Genomic DNA, 16,103 nt, shown 5'->3' with positions numbered 1-16,103 from the left:
TTTTTCTAACATTGAAAATGAGTTCAAAAAAATTTCTCTTTTATCATTCATGAGCAAAATTTCAAAATCAAAATAAGAACAAAAAGAACCTCAATCCTCATCAATAAGGTATAATGAGCCTATGCAAAAAAAACCAAAACGCAAGATCCGCAAACAAATCTGGATCCCCGCTCTTTTCCTTCTACTTATCTTAGTGGCTTATCTAGGCTTCAAGATCACAGAAAATGGCGTCTTTACCGTCATCGACTACAAAGAAGATCCCCAAGAAGTCGCCACCTATAAGCATTTTGAATTCGCCAAACGCAAAATGAAGGCGATCGATCACGAACAAGTATGCATTAAAAACGAAAAAGGAAAAGTCGTCGCGATCAAGGAAGGCCTTGTCAACTTTCACACAAAAGATGCCAGTGAAAACACCGAATATACGATGGAAAACGGAGAAAACGGCTACTTGAATGGAAACTATGGCTCGGACGGCTTGTATCTTGATACAAGCCAAGATGGAAAACAAGTCCTCTTTCAGATGGCCGGCGTAAAAGGCTGGGTCGATGTCGATTCGATCGATCTGCTCTTATACGATCCAAACTATACTCTGTCTTCCTATACCAAAAACAAAGACACTCTCGTCCATCAAGTGTGCTTGAATCTTCTAGAAAATGAGGCGATCGCCTACGGCATCGGACCGGTTCCTCCATTCATAGAAGACGATACGACCTATTATTCGTATGATGGCCATTATTTTTATACGGATTTCAAATCGATGAGCCAAGATGTTCAACATAACGAGCACGCCAACGCGATCAACCAAGAACCTTATTTCAATTTTTATCAATATGTCCCGCATCGAAGCAAAAGCCATGCAGCTTCCGATCGCTTCAACACATTTTTGTGGGAACAAAAAGGAATCGATCAGCTTGCGAGCGCTTACCCTTGCCTTGAAAATGAATCCGTCCTTTACGATCAACAACCTCTTTTCATGGCTGTGCAAGATCAAGTTTATATGAATGGAACGATGATGTTCGCCCTAGCCTGCAATGAAAGCGGCTATGGACAAAGCCAATACGCCATCGAACAGCACAATGTGTTTGGTCACGAAGCCTATGATTCCAACCCAGACCAAGCAACTCTCTATGCCGACCTGAACGATTGCGTTGAACAACACGCGCAGCACTTTTTACAAGAAGGATACGCCAACCCCAACGATTGGCGATATCACGGCTCCTGGTTTGGAGATAAAGGAAGCGGGATCAATGTTCAATACGCCTCCGATCCATATTGGGGCGAAAAAGCGGCATCTATGTATTATTATCTTGATGAAGGAAAAGACGCTTCCTCGATTTCGATCGTAACGAAGCTGCTCGACCAAAAACTATCTGTCGAGGATAAAAAAGGAAATGTTTTATACTCGTATCCAGAAGGAAGCGTGGCAAGCTTTATCGTGCTCGAAGAAAATGGAAATACGATCAAAGTCCAGCTCGAAGCACCGATCCAAGACGGAAAGATCGATGTATCGATCCCCTACACGGAAAACATGGTTGGCTATGTTTCCTTATGATCGATCAAAATTGAAAACATCGTTTCAAAACCAAAAGAAGTCTAGTTCGCCTAGACTTCTTTTTTGTATACTGAATTCAAGAAAGGAAATGTGAATATGAAACAACAATCTTTGCTGAATGGCAATATTTTAAAAGGTCTTTTATGGTTCGCGATTCCGCTATTTTTCTCCAATCTGTTTCAAACGCTCTACAACATGGTCGATACGATCTTGATCGGGCATTTTTTAGGCGATTCTTCATTAGCGGCCATGGGCGCCACCACAGCGATCTTCGATTTAGTCGTTGGTTTCGCCACAGGAATCGGAGCCGGCTTTGGGATCGTTGCCGGCCATTATTATGGAGCCTCCGATACACCAGGACTCAAAAAAAGCATCGCTTCTTCCTTCCTATTGAGCGCGCTCCTGAGTGTCTGCCTGACGATTCTCGCATACACTTTGATGCCCTTTCTCTTGAATCTGTTGAATACGCCTCCAGAAATCTTTCAAGAAAGCTTGCGCTATATTCAAATCATCGTCTTATTCATGTCGATCACCGTATTTTATAATTTATCGGCCGGCATGCTTCGAGCCATTGGAGACAGTCTAGCGCCACTTTGTTTTTTATTGATCTCTTGCTTGATCAATGTTGGCCTCGATCTTTACTTTATCACCAAGCTGCATCTCGGGGTTGCTGGCGCGGCTTACGCGACCATGATCGCCCAATTTTTATCGACCTTGATCTGTTTCATATACATCTTTAAAAAGAAAAAGCTTTTGATCCCCAACCGCCAATCCTTCACCTATGATCCAAGCTTATTAAAAGACCTCATCGGCCAAGGTCTATCCATGGGCTTTATGATGTCGATCGTTTCGCTTGGAACCGTCATTTTACAAGCGGCGATCAATAGTCTAGGAACCACCTTGATCGCGGCCCATACAGCCGCAAGAAAATGCGCTTCGATCATCATGATGCCGATCGCCTCGATCTCGGCGGCCTCGAGTACGTTTGTCGCCCAAAACAAAGGCGCCAACCAATATAAACGGATCGTTGAAGGAATTCATATTTCGTGTCGGATCGGAGCCGTGATTGCGATCGTCTGCTCGATATTCGTGATCCCTCTTAACCAGTCGATCATCTATTGGATCAGCGGATCCACCAATCCGGTCGTCCTATCGAATGGGGGAATGTATTTAATGATCAACACCCCATTCTGTATCGTCCTGTCCGTCCTTCTCATTTTACGCAACGCCTTGCAGGGACTAGGCAAAAAGATCGTGCCCCTTGTTTCAAGTATCATCGAGCTGATCGGAAAATTTTTGTTTTCATCTCTACTCATTCCCGTCTTTGGCTATACGGCTGTCATCTGGTCTGAACCACTGATTTGGGTGTGCATGACGATCCAGCTATGGTTTGCCTATACTCGACTGCCTTCGATTCAAGAGGCGCGTAACCACACATCCAGCGATCTAGCGCTGGATCGCTGAGGATTCGACTGCTTTTAACATGCGCTCGGCTTGCTTGAGCGCTTTTTTTTCCATCCATCTTTGGGTGAGTTTAGGCGCGTTCAAAACATCGTGGATATAGGTGACTTCGATCGTTTGTGCATCGATTTCGCGAATCAAATAAGTGATCTGGATCGCATCCTTTCCGCTCGTGAAGGTGGCTTTATATTCTTGATTTTCTTTCCAGGCATCGATGCGCACTTGGACATTTCGGTTTTTTGACTTTTTTGTATAGGAAAAACCTTTCCCGATCTGTTTTGGATCAAAATGTTTGAGATTCGCGTTTTCGACTTCTTGGATCAAAGAGTCTTTCATGATCTTGAAGAGTTCTTGCGCCCTCATGTGAAGCTTGATCGTTGTTTTCATGTTCTTTCCTCCTGTTCATAGTATACTGAACTTTGGAGGAATTTCTATGTATACCGATAGCCATTGTCATTTAACGTGTGATGAATTATACGATCAGCTCGATGAAGTCCTTGCGAACATGCATTCTCTTTCTTCTTGCATGATCATGTGTACGAATGAAACCGAATTTCAACGCGCATTGCTTATAAAGAAACAAGATCCGCGCTTTAAAGTCGCGTTTGGCTTTTTTCCTGGAGACGCCAAAGAAGTCAGCCATCAAGATCTCGAGCAACTCGAAATGAATTTAAAAGAAGGTTTGATCGATGTTCTTGGCGAAATTGGCCTCGACTACTATTGGGATGATTCTTTTAAAGAAATTCAAAAGGAGCTCTTTATAAAACAGATCGAGCTGGCCAACCGCTACAAGGTGCCGATCTCGATCCATATGCGCGAGGCCACGAACGATTGTCTTTCCATTCTTAAACAATACGCTAAAACAAAAATCATCTTTCATTGTTTTTCAGGGAGCCTAGAGACGATGAAGGAATGCTTGAAAATGAATTCTCTCATTTCTTTTGCGGGCGTGATCACCTTTAAAAACGCGAAACACGCTCCAGCGTGCGTCAAAGCGTGTCCAATCGATCGAATCTTGTCTGAAACCGATTCTCCCTATTTGACACCTGTTCCTTATCGAGGAAAACGCAACCAGCCAGCCTATGTCGAATTTGTAGAAAAAAAGATCGCTGAATTGAAAGAGAGCGATCTAGAGTCCGTCTGCCGGCAAATCGAGCAAAACTTTTTATCCTTATTTGAATAAGGCTTTCAGCTTCTCGAGGGGCATTTCGAGAAGCTCTTTTTGTCTATACGTTTGTTGTTCGATCTCTAAAAGCGGACGATCCAGGTCCACGAGCAAAGGAATTTCAACATCTTCATTTCCTTCTTCTATAATGGGTCCTTCTGCATCGACGCATATTGTCAAGCCACTGATGCTCGCAGCGAAAAGCAGCGCTAAAAATTGATCCGTATCTTTAGGACAAATGGAAACTTTTCCGTCCTCTTTTGCGATCAAAAGCAAGACAGGACGTAGCATACGCGCGTTTTGTGTAATTTTCGGATATTTTTCTTTGAATTTTTCATATAAATTATCTATCATACTTATATACCTATCATTTCTTTTTTTTAAGTATACCTAATAGGTTATTTTTTTTCATACCTATTACATGGTTGAGGGTTTCTAAAAAACAAGATAGTGTACAGAGAGGAGAATAAATTATGAATGACATTAAGAAAAAAATAGGAAGTCGTTTAAAAGAGATTCGTGAACAAATGAAGTATACCCAAGAAGAGATAGCCGCCATGATGGATATTACCGCCAAACATTATGGAGAAGTTGAGCGCGGAAACCAGTCTTTTTCTTTAGAGAACTGGGTCCGATTGGCATCGATCTTGCCGATCGATTTTAATTATCTCTTTTTAGGTCAAACAGGCTCCCGCATTCAAGAAGAGATCGCTTGCTATTCAACCATCGATCCTGAATTAACTAAGATCATCCTTTCGATCAAACAGTATGCCGCCAATCAAAAAAGTTCAACACAAGATTGAACTTTTTTTCTGGTTTGTAAAAAAAAGACCATTGATTTCTCAACGGTCTAAATAAAAGACGATCTATTTGTCTTCTTCAAGAGCGCCTTGCAATGCGCTCGATAAAGAAGAATTCGTTTCGATCGCTCCAATCGTCGCCGCTATAAGCGGTGCGACTGAAATAACTTTCATTTCAGGGAATTTTTCTTGATTCAAAGTTTGATCGATCGTATTCGTACAGATAAATTCTTCCAAATTCGCCTTCTGCAGACGTTCTACAGCCGGTCCAGATAAAATACCGTGCGAACATGCCGCATATACTTTAAGAGCTCCTTTTTCTTTGAGCATATTGATGCCAGATGTCAACGTTCCGGCCGTGTCCACCATATCGTCGATGATGATCGCTGTTTTTCCGCTCACATCACCGATTAAATTCATCGCTTCCGCTACATTTGGTTTTGGACGACGCTTATCGATGATCGCGATCGGCGCATTCAGCATTTCTGCTAAACGACGAGCCCGAACGACACCTCCATGGTCTGGAGAAACGACAACGAGATCTTCCCCTTTGGTGACTTCCTTCAAATGCTGGCCAATCAACGGAAGCGTTGTGATATCGTCAGCGGGAATATCAAAAAAGCCTTGGATCTGTGTCGCGTGAAGGTCCATCGTGATCACGCGGTTGGCGCCTGCGCGCTCCAATAAAGAGGCGACAAGCTTCGAAGAGATCGGTTGTCTAGGCTTTGCCTTACGATCTTGACGAGCATATCCAAAATATGGAATCACCGCGTTGATCGAACCAGCACTCGCTCTTTTGCACGCATCGATCCCAATCAAAAGTTCCATCAAATTCGCGTTGACGGGTTTGTTCGTGCTTTGAATGAAATAGACATCTTTTCCACGAACCGATTCACCAAGCTCAACGAGGATCTCTCCATCTGAAAAATGCTTGACTTCGCATTTTCCAAGTTCGACACCAAGTTCATCACAAATTTGTTGAGCAAGCTCTTTACTCGAATTCAAAGCAAAAATAATTGTTTTATTGATCATTTCTTTTCGTTGTCCCTTCTGAGAATTCATAATTTATTCAATTGTAGTATCGTTTTGGATCGTCATAGACGGATTTAGATCCATCTCTTTTGAAATATGCGAATCGCTGATCGTACAATTTGGCGGAATATGCGCATAGTCATCGATCACGCTGCTGCCCAAGATCGAAACACCAGGTTCAATGATCACATCATGTCCAATCTTCACATCTTTTCCGATCACGGTTCGTTTTGGATCCACGATCTGGACTCCTTCTTTCATCCAGCGCATGTTGATATGATCTTTCATCCATTGATACGCTTCATAAAGCTCAAGACAGTCATTGATTCCCATAACTTCGTCTCGATCCTCGATCACAAGACCTTGGACCTTCTTTCCTTGCTTGGATAAGATCGAGGCAAGATCTGTCAAATAGTATTCGTGCTGTACATTATCGTTGTTCAAAAGCTTGAGCGCTTCAAAAAGATCTTTATTTTTGAAGCAATACATTCCAGCGTTGATCTCGCGGATCTCTTTTTGAGAAGGCGTGCAGTCTTTTGCTTCCACGATCATAGAAACGTTGCCCTCTTCATTCCGGACGATCCGACCATAATGAGCTCCATCCTCTAGGATAGAAGTCAATAATGTCAATGACGCTTCTTTATTCATATCGTAGAGCTTTTCCAGCGTTTCAGGCTGGATGCAAGGCCCATCACCATTGATGATCAATGTCTCGCCTTCTTCGCCTTCGAGCATCGTCGCCTGCATCACCGCATGGCCGCTTCCAAGCTGTTCGGCTTGAATGGCGAATTCAACATCAGGAAAAGCTTCCATGATGCTTTCGGCTTGATAGCCTACAACAACAATGATCCTTTCCACATGGATGGCTTTTAAAGCTTCGATAATATAGGCCAACATAGGGCGGTCAATGATCGGATGCATGACTTTGTTGAGTTCCGATTTCATTCGTGTTCCTTTGCCGGCAGCTAATATAATCGCATTGCGCATGTCATCACCTGACTTTCCTCACCTATTCTAACAAAACTCTGAACAATGAATCAATTAAATTTCATAAATAGGACAAAATGGCCCGATATTCATCAAGCATCGCTTCGTATTTCTTTGTTTGATTGGCACTTGAAGGGGAAGGAAGCAACGTATAAGGAAGAGGTTTTCCGCAATATTTTGTATAAAACTTTTCCGCTTGTTTTCCTGTTACGAATACGTGCTGGATCTGCGTGCCTTCCACAAGACTTTTTATATCGTTTGGGATCGGATCTTGGATCGACGCGTCGCTTGCTTTATAGATCGAACACGATTTTAACGTATCCCATAATGCGATATGATGTCGGCTCAAGAACGCCTTTTTTTCTTCGATCGTTTCTGGCTTTGGTTCTGAAAAAAGATCGGAAAGAAGTCTCCAAAACCGATTTTGCGGATGTCCATAATAAAAGCCCGTTTCTCTTGATTTAGGAGAAGGCATCGTTCCTAAGATCAAGATCTTGCTTCCTGAATCGATTTGAGGAGGCAAAGTGTGTTCTACATATTCTTTATTCATAGTGTCCTTTCTAAAAAAACGGATATCGCTCATGGCCATATCCGTTCTTATTATTTCAATGCGTTGAGTTGACTTTGTTTTTGGGCGATCTGATCGTTGATGCTATCGAGGGTGGCTTGCGCGTTATTCACCGATTGCTCATAGGAATTGACTTGATTTTGCGCGTTGCTCACCTCTAAATTGGCGCTATCGTACGCGTTTTGCGCTTGAAGCACTTGATTGTACAAGTTTGGATCACCTTCCGCGCTACCTAAAGCGCTGATCTGCTGTTGCAGATTGGCGATCTGTTGGTTGTACCCATTGAGTGCTGCTTGCAGTTCCTCATCATCCGGACTGTCATAGTTTTTAGCGAGTTCGTTAGCTTCATCTTTCAGTTGACTAATTTGATTCTCTAATTCAGTTTTTTTAGCTTGATTTTGCGCTTGGCTTTGCTGCTTGCTTTGCTCATAACGAGCTTGCGCGTTGGTCAAATTCGTCTGCGCGCTATCTCTTTGCGAGATTGCTCCATTGAGCGTGCTTTGTGCTTGCGAAAGCTGCGATTTTACGGAATCGAGTTCGTTTTGCGCATCCTGAAGCTGATTTTGCAGCGACGCGATCTCGTCTTTCAATTTCGCTTTTTGCTCAGCCACTTGTGTGTTGTTGTTTTTGGAATCTTCTTCTTTTTGCGATTTGATCTGTTTGATCAATTCATCAAATGTTTTTCCTGTCTTCGCTTTCAAAAGTTCGTTGATCTCCTTTTTTTGAGCGTTGCTCAATTTTTTGAAGGTGGATTCATACGCCGTCAAGCCTTGAGGATCTTCTTGGAGCGAATCAATAAATTTCTTCAGCTGGTCAAATGACTTTTGCTGCTGTTCGCTCGTTTGTTCTTTGGAATCCAAAATGGAATTTTGAACAAAGTTGATGATTCCATAAACAAGACCACCGATCAAGCAGAGTCCAACGATTCCGGCAACGACGATCGCAATGATCTTTTTGTTTTTAGCGCTTGGTTTTCGTTTTAGCGTGACCGTTTTCTTGTTGTCTTCATCCGACTCACGAATGAGCTGCGGCCCTTTATTTTCGTCGATCAAAGACTGGATCTCGTCATTATCCATAATGACTGTATGCTGGCCTGAATTCATGTCTTCATCGATTTGCCCCTTATCGAAGACCATTGTTTTGCTTCCGCTAGGTTCAGGCTCTATTTCTTCTGTCGTTTCGTATTTGATCTTTGTGGTTTCTGTTTGATTTGGAATATGGAGCCGAATATCCTCATCGACTTCTAGTTTCCGATCGAGTCGACTCTTCTTTTCTTTCCTTCTCGCAAAATCCTCGATCTTCTTTTCCATCGTGTCGTCGTTTTGAAAGGAATCGAGAAGTTCAGATAATTCGTCTTTCGCATCTTTAGCCATGTAGAATTCCCCCTAGTCTTTCTTAATATTAGCAAAAGGTAATTTTAAATACAAAACAATCTAATTTTTCCCATAATATTTCGATAATTTTTTATATTTTTTGAAAATGTCTACTATTTTTATCTTTTTTATAAAAAAATATGATATAATTTAGACAAATAAAACTTTACCGGAGTAAACCTTATGAGAAGAAAGAATTTAGAACAGTTGATTTTAGATTGTGCCTATAGTCTTTTTGAAGAAAGAGGATTTGATCAAGTATCAGTGAATGACATATGTAAAGCATGTGATATAACTAAACCAACTTTTTATAAGTATGTCAATTCAAAAGAAGATTTATTGAGTTATTTTTTTCAATCACTCACATCAAAAATTCCAGATGATTGGTATAGATATGATGATTCTACAAATTTTTGGGAAAAAATCGTGCAAGGATATTGTTTCTTTGTCGATCATGCCGAAAAAACGGGTATCGATCTTTATACTGCTGTTTATATTTCCAATCTTCATTTATATACTGGAGTTTTTAACGATATTCCTTCTTTCAAAGCGCTGATGATCGATTTGATCCAAAAAGCCCAAGAGACAGGTCAAATATTAAATCATTCAAAAGCAGAAGATCTATATGATACAGGTACGCACCTCAGCATTGGCTATGGCGCTTATTGGTGTTTTTATAATGATCCAACCGTATCTTTGAGAGATCACTTTGTGAATGGACTGGCCCAATTGTATGAAACAGATCCTGCTCTGTTGGAAGATTGCGAGAAACCGGAATGAAAAATTTAAAACGTAAAGAAGAAATCATCAATACATCTTTGACTTTGTTTTATGAAAGAGGATATGACAACGTATCTGTGATCGATATTTGCGAAGCCTGCCATATCACAAAGCCGACCTTTTATAAATATATCCCATCGAAAGAAGATTTGCTCCGTTATCATTATCGTGGAACCGCCGATGAGCTTTATGAGCTTTTACGCAAGCTTGAACCTCAACTGAATTATTGGCGTTTGATCGTGATCGGATTGACTTTTACTTTACGCAAGTCGGTAAAGATGGGCCCTGCTCTCTATGGTCAATATATGACTGTCAATTTTAGACAACATACGCTCACCGCGCGCTACAATTCTCCTGCGCGCGACTCTACGATCAATGCGATCCGAAACGCGCAAAAGCTTCGGCAGATCCGAAATATGACCGATCCGACCGATCTGTATTTAACAGGCCGCAACCTTGGCTTAGGCTATGCGCTCAAATGGTGCATGTTGATGGGAAATTACGATGTTGTCGAACAAGTCATCCACGCTTTGGAAGTTTTATTCGAGCCAGATTATGAAACGATCGAAGAACAATGCAAGTTTGTAACCTCCATCTTTGAACAATAGATCTATAGATCTATTGTTTTTTTATATGAAAAATGAATCATGCTTCTTGACATCCTTTTGATGCGACTCGATCCATAATGGATGCGCGAACAAAACGAACACTTCCTTCATTGGAATAAGAGAAAGAGCCGCCTGCACAGAATTTCCAGTCGTCAAAACATCATCCACGAGCATTCTTTTCTTTTTTGGCATCCAATATCCTTCCTTGATTTTAAGGATCTTTTGGATCCTTGCTCGTTCTTGCTTTGATAGAGAAGATTGCTTGATCTCTTCTTGCTTATAAAAAGGCGAGAACACAAAAAGAGCGTACTCTGAAAAAATTTCAAGAAGAGGTTCAAACCCTCTCTCTTGGCGTTTCTTTTCGCTCGAACACAATCCAACCAACGTATACTTTTTCATTTTTTCGAAAAACCGTTTTTCTTGAGACGATAAAAAGACGCGTCTTAAGACAATATCTCGTTGGTCTTTATATTGAAAAAGCAGTCGCTGGGCCCATTCATCGTATTCAAAGAGCACATGGTAGTAGACCTGATCGATCAAATACGACTTTTTATGGAGAATAAATTTTTTTTGACATTCTCGACATACGCAAACGTCCTCTTCCAACAAAAATCGAGAAGGAAGCTGACGTTCTTTCTGAAGGCAGATCAAACAGAGCGGTTCATCTTTTGAATCGTTGACACGCAAGAAAGAATCGATTTTTTTCTGAATTGACATAAACAGATCCCCTTTCCATATGGATCGCTGAATTTTCTTCCGACTCTTCCAAAAATCTGAATGAGGGAAGCTTGCGTAAAGACAGGATCATCCGCTTGAAAAACGATCACTTGCACGGAATCGATCGTGATTCCTCGCTCCAATAAAGTCGTACTGACAAGCACGTCCCACTTTTTTTCTTTAAAAAGCTTCATTTTTTCATCTTTTTGAGGATCTTGCGCATGAATCGATTCCACAGAAATCCCCCAAAGCATTCTTTTGATCCAAATTGCCTTTTTGCGCGTAGGAACAAACACCAAAGTTTGTTTACGATCACGAATAAAACATTCAAGATATAAACGAAGCAAAACAAACTGGAACCATACAGGCGCTTGAATGATCTTAGGTTCGATCAAAGGCTTGCCATGCGGACGTTTGAATAATTCGACGACTTCAAGCTTTTTGGCGTCGATCTCCTTTTGAAGCTGCTCATCGATCGTTGCCGAAAGGCAAAGCCTTTCTCCTTTGCACGCGTTCTTTACAAGTTGATGAAGCAAAGGATCTTGCGCGTATGGGAAAGCATCAAGCTCATCCAAGATCAAAAGATCGAACGTAAAGGGATAACGATACAATTGATGAATCGTGCAAACAATTAAATCTCCATCCAATTCGTCCGTATAGCCTTGAGTCACTGCGACAACACGCAAAGTTGGAAACGCGCTTGAAAGTCTTTCCCACAACTCTAAGACGACTTGCCGTCTCGAGATCGCAAAACCAACTTTCTTTCCTTGCGCCAAGTAGGAACAAATGCTCTCGAATGTAATCTCGGTCTTTCCAGCCCCTGTAGCCGCGTATACGAATACATCTTTATGATTTAAAAGATGATCAAGGACTTGTCTAGAAACTCGTTTTTGTTCTGGAGTAAGTCGAAATCGAAGAAGAGGCTCCACAGAAATCTTTTTAGAAACGATCGTGGGTCTTTGATCTTGTTCGCCTACGTTGAGACGTCCAAACGCGACACATTTTCGACAATAGTAAACTCCATGATCATAGGCGAACATTCGCCGATCTTCGTTATGGCATCGTAAACACTTCATACTTTTCTATACGACAAAAATTAATAAAATGGATCCATTTTTTAATCTTTTTTTTAGTTTTTTTGTTTATGATAGATGCATGACAATCTGGAGACGTATTTTTTTGATTTGGATCTTTTTGATTTCGCTCGCCGTTGGCGTTTATTTTATATGTTTTAAAAACCATGAAGTCAGCGCCATCGTTGTGATCGATGCTGGACATGGCGGATACGATACTGGAGCCATCAATCAAAATCATGGTCAAGAAGAAAAAATGATTACGATGGAGATCGCCTATAAAATTGGACAAGCGATCAAAAAACTCGATCCAACGATCCAAGTAGAATTTACCCGCCTAGACGATACAGTCTCATGGCCTATGGATGAACTCGAAGATTTGAAAGCCCGCATTCAAATCGCGAATGAAGCCCAAGCCGATTATTTCCTTTCGATCCATTTGAATTCGAGCACGAATACCGATGCGTATGGTTATGAAGGATTTATCAAAGCGGAAGATTCCTTTTCTAGCTCAGTCTATGAAAAGATCGCTTCTTCTTTTGAAGATCTATCTTATTCACAAGACCGGGGGTTATTTACCCAGACTCCTTTGATGGTCGTCCATGAACAATCAATTCCTAGTTTATTGTTGGAAGTTGGTTTTATTTCCAATGATGTAGAACTGATGAAACTCGACAACGAGAGGATCCAAAGCGCGCTTGCGCAAAAGATCGCCCAAGCGTACGTGGAAGAGATCCACAAAGAAAAAGAAGCTTCTTAAAATAAAGAGCTTCTTGCTTCTTGGATCCGTTTTGCGGCTTCTTCGATTTGTTCTTCATTGACAACTAGAGCGATCCGGACGTACCGTTCTCCTTCTTTTCCAAAGGATAAGCCTGGTGTGACGATGATCCCGCATTGTTTTAATAGTTGTTTTGAAAACTCTAAAGAATTCTCGTAACAAGCCGGGATAGGAGCCCATAAAAACATCGTCGCCGCCGATTTTGGGATCGTCCAGCCACTGTTTGCGAAACGCTGGATGAGTAGATCCCGCCTTCGTTCATATTCTTCTCTCGTTTTGACGATGCTTGCTCCTCCATGCTTTAGCGCTTGGATGCCCGCGTATTGAATTGGTAAGAACACGCCATAATCCATATTGGATTTTAAGATCTTATATTGATGGATCACATCTTTATTTCCGACAAGTACGCCTAAACGCGCGCCCGCCATTCCATAAGTCTTTGAAAAAGAATTCAATTCAACGCCGACTTCTTTAGCGCCCGGAAACGATAAAAAGCTTTTTCCTGGTTTTCCTTCAAAGACGAGTTCGCTATAGGCATTATCGTATAAAACTAAAATATCGTTTTCTTTCGCGAATTGGATCAGACGCGTGTAAAAAGAATCGGGAGCGATCGCGCCTGTTGGATTGTTAGGATAACAAACGATCATGATTTTCGCGTTTTTGCGATCATTTTCACTAATTTGATCAAAGTCGATCAAATACTCATTTTCTTTTCGCAAAGGCATATATAAGATCGTCGCTCCGGCGAGTTTGGGCGCGTCAATATAGGCAGGATAGTAAGGATCCGGAACGAGCACACCATCTAGTGGATCGCAAAAGATCAAGGGAATGTTGATCAACGCTTCTTGCGAGCCTTGAAGCAAAGCGATCTCATCGCTTTCAAGAAAGACGTCGTAGCGTTTTTGATACCAATCTTGGATCGCTTTGATCATGCTTGGAAGCGGATTGATCGCGTACCGATAATTTTTGGGTACGAGCACCGCTTTGGACAAGACATCCATGATCGATGATTCGGGCGCGATATTGGGAGAGCCTAATGAAAAATCGAGCGCAGATTTTCCGCTTTTTTGTTCATATTCTTGTTTAAGTGCATGCAGATCCATAAATACAGATGTATGGAAAGAGCGCATACGTTGAGCCGTTTCAATCATTGTTTCCTCCGAAAAAAAGACAGCGCAAAGGCGCTGTCTTTATCATTACTTATTTTCGTCTTTTAGACCATATTTCTTGTTAAACTTCTCGATGCGTCCTTGTGCAGCCGCGAAACGTTGACGACCTGTGAAGAATGGATGGCAATTTGAGCAAGTATCTACTCGCATCGTATCCCCTTTGATCGTGCTTCCAGTTTCGAATTCATTGCCGCAAGAAGAGCAGATCACTTTAACAGTATGGTAATTTGGATGAATTCCTTGTTTCATACTCGTGTCCTCCTTCCGCCTTAAACTCTAGGCGAGTTTAAAGTAAGTTGCTCAAACATTATAACACTCTTTTTTGAAAACACAACAATCAAAGCGTAGATTCATCAAAATTTTCGTACCATTTTTCCACTTCTTTTACGGTATCTTTTAGACAGCCTTCTTCAAATGGGACTTTTAAATTGGCCGTCTCTACGATTTGACGGAATGGAAGCTTGCCCCCGAGCTTACAGATCTTTTTATAATCTTCAAACGCTTTAGGATCTTCTTTTTGCATCCTAGTCCAGAATTGCAGAGCGCACACTTGGGCAAGCGTGTAATCGATATAATAGAATGGATCCATAAAGATGTGAAGCTGACGCATCCACCAGCCACCACGCTCTAAAAATGGGATCTCTTCATAATTTTTATGTGGCAAATATTGTTTTTCCAACCGTCTCCATGTAGCCATTCTCTCTTCATGACTCATTTCTGGGTGCGCATACACTTCGTACTGAAAATGGTCAACCAAAACGCCATATGGCAAGAATTTCAATGTTCCCCCAAGATGCGAATAATAATATTTATTGACATCGTCTTCAAAGAACGATTTCATCCAAGGATATGTGAAAAACTCCATCGACATCGAATGGATCTCCGCCGATTCCATGGTCGTCCAAACGCATTCAAATGGAAAATTCTCTTTCGAACTATATGATTGAAAGGCGTGACCCGCTTCATGCGTCAATACTTCCGCGTCATGTGAGGTTCCATTGAAGTTCGCGAAAATGAATGGAGACTCGAAATCTGGCATGAATGTGCAATATCCGCCAGCTGCTTTACCAGGATAGGAATCTAGATCTAGCAGATCGTGTTCGACCATGAATTCAAAGAATTTTCCTGTTTCTGGATCCAATTCCCGATACATTTTCAAAGCCCGTTTCACCATCTCTTCACGATCGTATTTTGGGGTAGGATTTCCATCTAAGAACTCGATTTTTTCATCCCATGCCTGTAGTTGATCATAACCTAGACGTTGTCTTTGTTTTTCGTAAAGCATGTTATCAAATGGAACAACATCCTCAAGCACTTGTTTACGGTAATTCGCTACATCGTTTTGATCATAATCCAAGCGTTCCATTCTTAAATAGCCAAGAGGAATGTAGTTGTCGAACCCTAATTTTTTAGCCATTTGGGTACGAAGCTTGACCATTTTATCATAGATTGCCCCGAGCTCTTGTTCATGTTCTTCGAACCATTGCCAATAAGCCTTTGTCGCTCTTTTTCGAGTTTCTCGGTCTTCGTCTTGCATTTTAACTTGTAGACCTTCTAATGAATAATGCTTGCCATCAAATTCGATATCGGCACTTGCGACCAACGCTTGGTATTCGCTCGCCAGCTTGTTTTCTTGCTGCAGTTCTTCGATGATCGAAGGATCAAAAGCTTTCATTCCAAATTCCTTCTTTAAAAAATAAACAGGAGGAACATGCTTTTTGAGCTCTTCAAAATAAGGGGAATTCCAAATCGTTTTCGTGATGGAATCGCGATAATTTTGAACATGAGGAATCAGTTCGTTAAAATAATCGTTTTCTTGCGTATAATAGGCGTCATTTGTCTGGATCGTATGACGAACACTCGAAAGATTCGACATCGTCTCGACCTTTCGATTCAATGCGTCAAGATCTTGGAACGCCTTATAGAACGCGTCATAGCTTTTGGCTTCTTTCAGCGCTTTTTCAACATTTTGATACTCGGATTCAACAAATTTTTCATCCAAATGTTCATACGGATATTCTTTAAATTTCATCGTGG

General features: G+C 41.4%; 18 protein-coding genes. 7 read left to right on the top strand and 11 right to left on the bottom strand.

Going from position 1 to position 16,103, the window contains the following annotated elements:
* Positions 1 to 121: 121 nt before the first annotated feature.
* Together BO225_RS02045 and BO225_RS02040 are read left to right on the top strand one after the other, a co-directional pair.
* Complete coding sequence (locus BO225_RS02045) at positions 122 to 1,555, top strand: glucosaminidase domain-containing protein (protein ID WP_076340614.1); 1,434 nt, start codon at positions 122 to 124, stop codon at positions 1,553 to 1,555.
* 96 nt (positions 1,556 to 1,651) lie between these two features.
* On the top strand, positions 1,652 to 3,019 hold the full coding sequence (locus BO225_RS02040) for an MATE family efflux transporter (RefSeq protein WP_076340613.1): 1,368 nt from the start codon (positions 1,652 to 1,654) through the stop codon (positions 3,017 to 3,019).
* Here the strand turns inward: BO225_RS02040 and BO225_RS02035 are convergent.
* Complete coding sequence (locus BO225_RS02035) at positions 3,002 to 3,403, bottom strand: DUF3284 domain-containing protein (protein WP_076340612.1); 402 nt, start codon at positions 3,401 to 3,403, stop codon at positions 3,002 to 3,004. The genes BO225_RS02040 and BO225_RS02035 overlap by 18 nt on opposite strands.
* A gap of 46 nt (positions 3,404 to 3,449) precedes the next feature.
* Here BO225_RS02035 and BO225_RS02030 point away from each other — a divergent pair, with 46 nt between their 5' ends.
* Entirely contained in the window at positions 3,450 to 4,199 is a 750-nt protein-coding gene (locus BO225_RS02030; RefSeq protein ID WP_076340611.1) for a TatD family hydrolase, read from the top strand.
* Here the strand turns inward: BO225_RS02030 and BO225_RS02025 are convergent.
* Complete coding sequence (locus BO225_RS02025; RefSeq protein WP_076340610.1) at positions 4,188 to 4,535, bottom strand: hypothetical protein; 348 nt, start codon at positions 4,533 to 4,535, stop codon at positions 4,188 to 4,190. The two genes, BO225_RS02030 and BO225_RS02025, sit on opposite strands and share 12 nt — an antisense overlap.
* A 119-nt stretch (positions 4,536 to 4,654) precedes the next feature.
* On the opposite strand from BO225_RS02025, the gene BO225_RS02020 reads away from it, so the two are divergent.
* Positions 4,655 to 4,984: a helix-turn-helix domain-containing protein gene (locus BO225_RS02020; protein ID WP_076340609.1), complete on the top strand. Its 330-nt coding sequence runs from the start codon at positions 4,655 to 4,657 to the stop codon at positions 4,982 to 4,984.
* Positions 4,985 to 5,047: 63 nt separating this feature from the next.
* Here the strand turns inward: BO225_RS02020 and BO225_RS02015 are convergent, their stop codons facing one another.
* The 4 genes from BO225_RS02015 to BO225_RS02000 form a co-directional block, all read right to left on the bottom strand.
* Complete coding sequence (locus BO225_RS02015; RefSeq protein WP_076340608.1) at positions 5,048 to 6,013, bottom strand: ribose-phosphate diphosphokinase; 966 nt, start codon at positions 6,011 to 6,013, stop codon at positions 5,048 to 5,050.
* Positions 6,014 to 6,046: 33 nt separating this feature from the next.
* Positions 6,047 to 7,000 carry a bifunctional UDP-N-acetylglucosamine diphosphorylase/glucosamine-1-phosphate N-acetyltransferase GlmU gene (locus BO225_RS02010; RefSeq protein WP_076340607.1) on the bottom strand — a complete coding sequence of 318 codons (954 nt, stop codon included), beginning with the start codon at positions 6,998 to 7,000 and terminating at the stop codon, positions 6,047 to 6,049.
* 61 nt (positions 7,001 to 7,061) lie between these two features.
* Complete coding sequence (locus tag BO225_RS02005) at positions 7,062 to 7,550, bottom strand: DNA-deoxyinosine glycosylase (protein WP_143356730.1); 489 nt, start codon at positions 7,548 to 7,550, stop codon at positions 7,062 to 7,064.
* Positions 7,551 to 7,600: 50 nt separating this feature from the next.
* Entirely contained in the window at positions 7,601 to 8,941 is a 1,341-nt protein-coding gene (locus BO225_RS02000) for a hypothetical protein (protein WP_076340605.1), read from the bottom strand.
* Between the two features lie 183 nt (positions 8,942 to 9,124).
* Here BO225_RS02000 and BO225_RS01995 point away from each other — a divergent pair, with 183 nt between their 5' ends.
* Both BO225_RS01995 and BO225_RS01990 read left to right on the top strand, forming a co-directional pair.
* On the top strand, positions 9,125 to 9,721 hold the full coding sequence (locus BO225_RS01995; RefSeq protein ID WP_076340604.1) for a TetR/AcrR family transcriptional regulator: 597 nt from the start codon (positions 9,125 to 9,127) through the stop codon (positions 9,719 to 9,721).
* A complete protein-coding gene (locus tag BO225_RS01990; RefSeq protein ID WP_076340603.1) occupies positions 9,718 to 10,329 on the top strand; it encodes a TetR/AcrR family transcriptional regulator in 612 nt (203 codons plus the stop codon). The genes BO225_RS01995 and BO225_RS01990 overlap by 4 nt, the downstream gene beginning before the upstream one ends.
* Positions 10,330 to 10,350: 21 nt before the next feature.
* On the opposite strand, the gene BO225_RS01985 is transcribed toward BO225_RS01990, so the two are convergent.
* Positions 10,351 to 11,046: a hypothetical protein gene (locus BO225_RS01985; protein WP_143356729.1), complete on the bottom strand. Its 696-nt coding sequence runs from the start codon at positions 11,044 to 11,046 to the stop codon at positions 10,351 to 10,353.
* Positions 10,977 to 12,122: a helicase-related protein gene (locus BO225_RS01980; protein WP_076340601.1), complete on the bottom strand. Its 1,146-nt coding sequence runs from the start codon at positions 12,120 to 12,122 to the stop codon at positions 10,977 to 10,979. Before BO225_RS01980 ends, BO225_RS01985 begins: the two co-directional genes overlap by 70 nt.
* 79 nt (positions 12,123 to 12,201) lie before the next feature.
* Between BO225_RS01980 and BO225_RS01975 the strand changes: the two genes are divergently transcribed.
* Complete coding sequence (locus BO225_RS01975) at positions 12,202 to 12,879, top strand: N-acetylmuramoyl-L-alanine amidase (RefSeq protein ID WP_158023775.1); 678 nt, start codon at positions 12,202 to 12,204, stop codon at positions 12,877 to 12,879.
* Here BO225_RS01975 and BO225_RS01970 read toward each other — a convergent pair.
* The 3 genes from BO225_RS01970 to BO225_RS01960 form a co-directional block, all read right to left on the bottom strand.
* Positions 12,876 to 14,048: a pyridoxal phosphate-dependent aminotransferase gene (locus BO225_RS01970; RefSeq protein WP_233120271.1), complete on the bottom strand. Its 1,173-nt coding sequence runs from the start codon at positions 14,046 to 14,048 to the stop codon at positions 12,876 to 12,878. The genes BO225_RS01975 and BO225_RS01970 overlap by 4 nt on opposite strands.
* A 45-nt stretch (positions 14,049 to 14,093) precedes the next feature.
* Entirely contained in the window at positions 14,094 to 14,315 is a 222-nt protein-coding gene (rpmE, locus tag BO225_RS01965; protein ID WP_076340599.1) for a 50S ribosomal protein L31, read from the bottom strand.
* Between the two features lie 88 nt (positions 14,316 to 14,403).
* Positions 14,404 to 16,098 (bottom strand): M3 family oligoendopeptidase, encoded by a 1,695-nt coding sequence (locus BO225_RS01960; RefSeq protein ID WP_076340598.1) that lies wholly within the window; start codon positions 16,096 to 16,098, stop codon positions 14,404 to 14,406.
* Positions 16,099 to 16,103 lie beyond the last annotated feature (5 nt).

The sequence above is a fragment of the Dubosiella newyorkensis genome, assembly GCF_001945605.1.
In the GTDB taxonomy this organism is placed as follows: domain Bacteria; phylum Bacillota_I; class Bacilli_A; order Erysipelotrichales; family Erysipelotrichaceae; genus Dubosiella; species Dubosiella newyorkensis.
The sequence above is the reverse complement of the archived record's forward strand: the minus strand, read 5'-3'. Positions and strand labels throughout refer to the sequence as shown.

What these genes read in the sequence shown, in the direction of transcription:
- BO225_RS02045 (WP_076340614.1), top strand. Translation starts at nt 122, where the DNA reads ATGCAAAAAAAACCAAAACGCAAGATCCGCAAACAAATCTGGATCCCC.
- BO225_RS02040 (WP_076340613.1), top strand. Translation starts at nt 1,652, where the DNA reads ATGAAACAACAATCTTTGCTGAATGGCAATATTTTAAAAGGTCTTTTA.
- BO225_RS02035 (WP_076340612.1), bottom strand. Translation starts at nt 3,403, where the DNA reads ATGAAAACAACGATCAAGCTTCACATGAGGGCGCAAGAACTCTTCAAG.
- BO225_RS02030 (WP_076340611.1), top strand. Translation starts at nt 3,450, where the DNA reads ATGTATACCGATAGCCATTGTCATTTAACGTGTGATGAATTATACGAT.
- BO225_RS02025 (WP_076340610.1), bottom strand. Translation starts at nt 4,535, where the DNA reads ATGATAGATAATTTATATGAAAAATTCAAAGAAAAATATCCGAAAATT.
- BO225_RS02020 (WP_076340609.1), top strand. Translation starts at nt 4,655, where the DNA reads ATGAATGACATTAAGAAAAAAATAGGAAGTCGTTTAAAAGAGATTCGT.
- BO225_RS02015 (WP_076340608.1), bottom strand. Translation starts at nt 6,013, where the DNA reads ATGATCAATAAAACAATTATTTTTGCTTTGAATTCGAGTAAAGAGCTT.
- BO225_RS02010 (WP_076340607.1), bottom strand. Translation starts at nt 7,000, where the DNA reads ATGCGCAATGCGATTATATTAGCTGCCGGCAAAGGAACACGAATGAAA.
- BO225_RS02005 (WP_143356730.1), bottom strand. Translation starts at nt 7,550, where the DNA reads ATGAATAAAGAATATGTAGAACACACTTTGCCTCCTCAAATCGATTCA.
- BO225_RS02000 (WP_076340605.1), bottom strand. Translation starts at nt 8,941, where the DNA reads ATGGCTAAAGATGCGAAAGACGAATTATCTGAACTTCTCGATTCCTTT.
- BO225_RS01995 (WP_076340604.1), top strand. Translation starts at nt 9,125, where the DNA reads ATGAGAAGAAAGAATTTAGAACAGTTGATTTTAGATTGTGCCTATAGT.
- BO225_RS01990 (WP_076340603.1), top strand. Translation starts at nt 9,718, where the DNA reads ATGAAAAATTTAAAACGTAAAGAAGAAATCATCAATACATCTTTGACT.
- BO225_RS01985 (WP_143356729.1), bottom strand. Translation starts at nt 11,046, where the DNA reads ATGTCAATTCAGAAAAAAATCGATTCTTTCTTGCGTGTCAACGATTCA.
- BO225_RS01980 (WP_076340601.1), bottom strand. Translation starts at nt 12,122, where the DNA reads ATGAAGTGTTTACGATGCCATAACGAAGATCGGCGAATGTTCGCCTAT.
- BO225_RS01975 (WP_158023775.1), top strand. Translation starts at nt 12,202, where the DNA reads ATGACAATCTGGAGACGTATTTTTTTGATTTGGATCTTTTTGATTTCG.
- BO225_RS01970 (WP_233120271.1), bottom strand. Translation starts at nt 14,048, where the DNA reads ATGATTGAAACGGCTCAACGTATGCGCTCTTTCCATACATCTGTATTT.
- rpmE (WP_076340599.1), bottom strand. Translation starts at nt 14,315, where the DNA reads ATGAAACAAGGAATTCATCCAAATTACCATACTGTTAAAGTGATCTGC.
- BO225_RS01960 (WP_076340598.1), bottom strand. Translation starts at nt 16,098, where the DNA reads ATGAAATTTAAAGAATATCCGTATGAACATTTGGATGAAAAATTTGTT.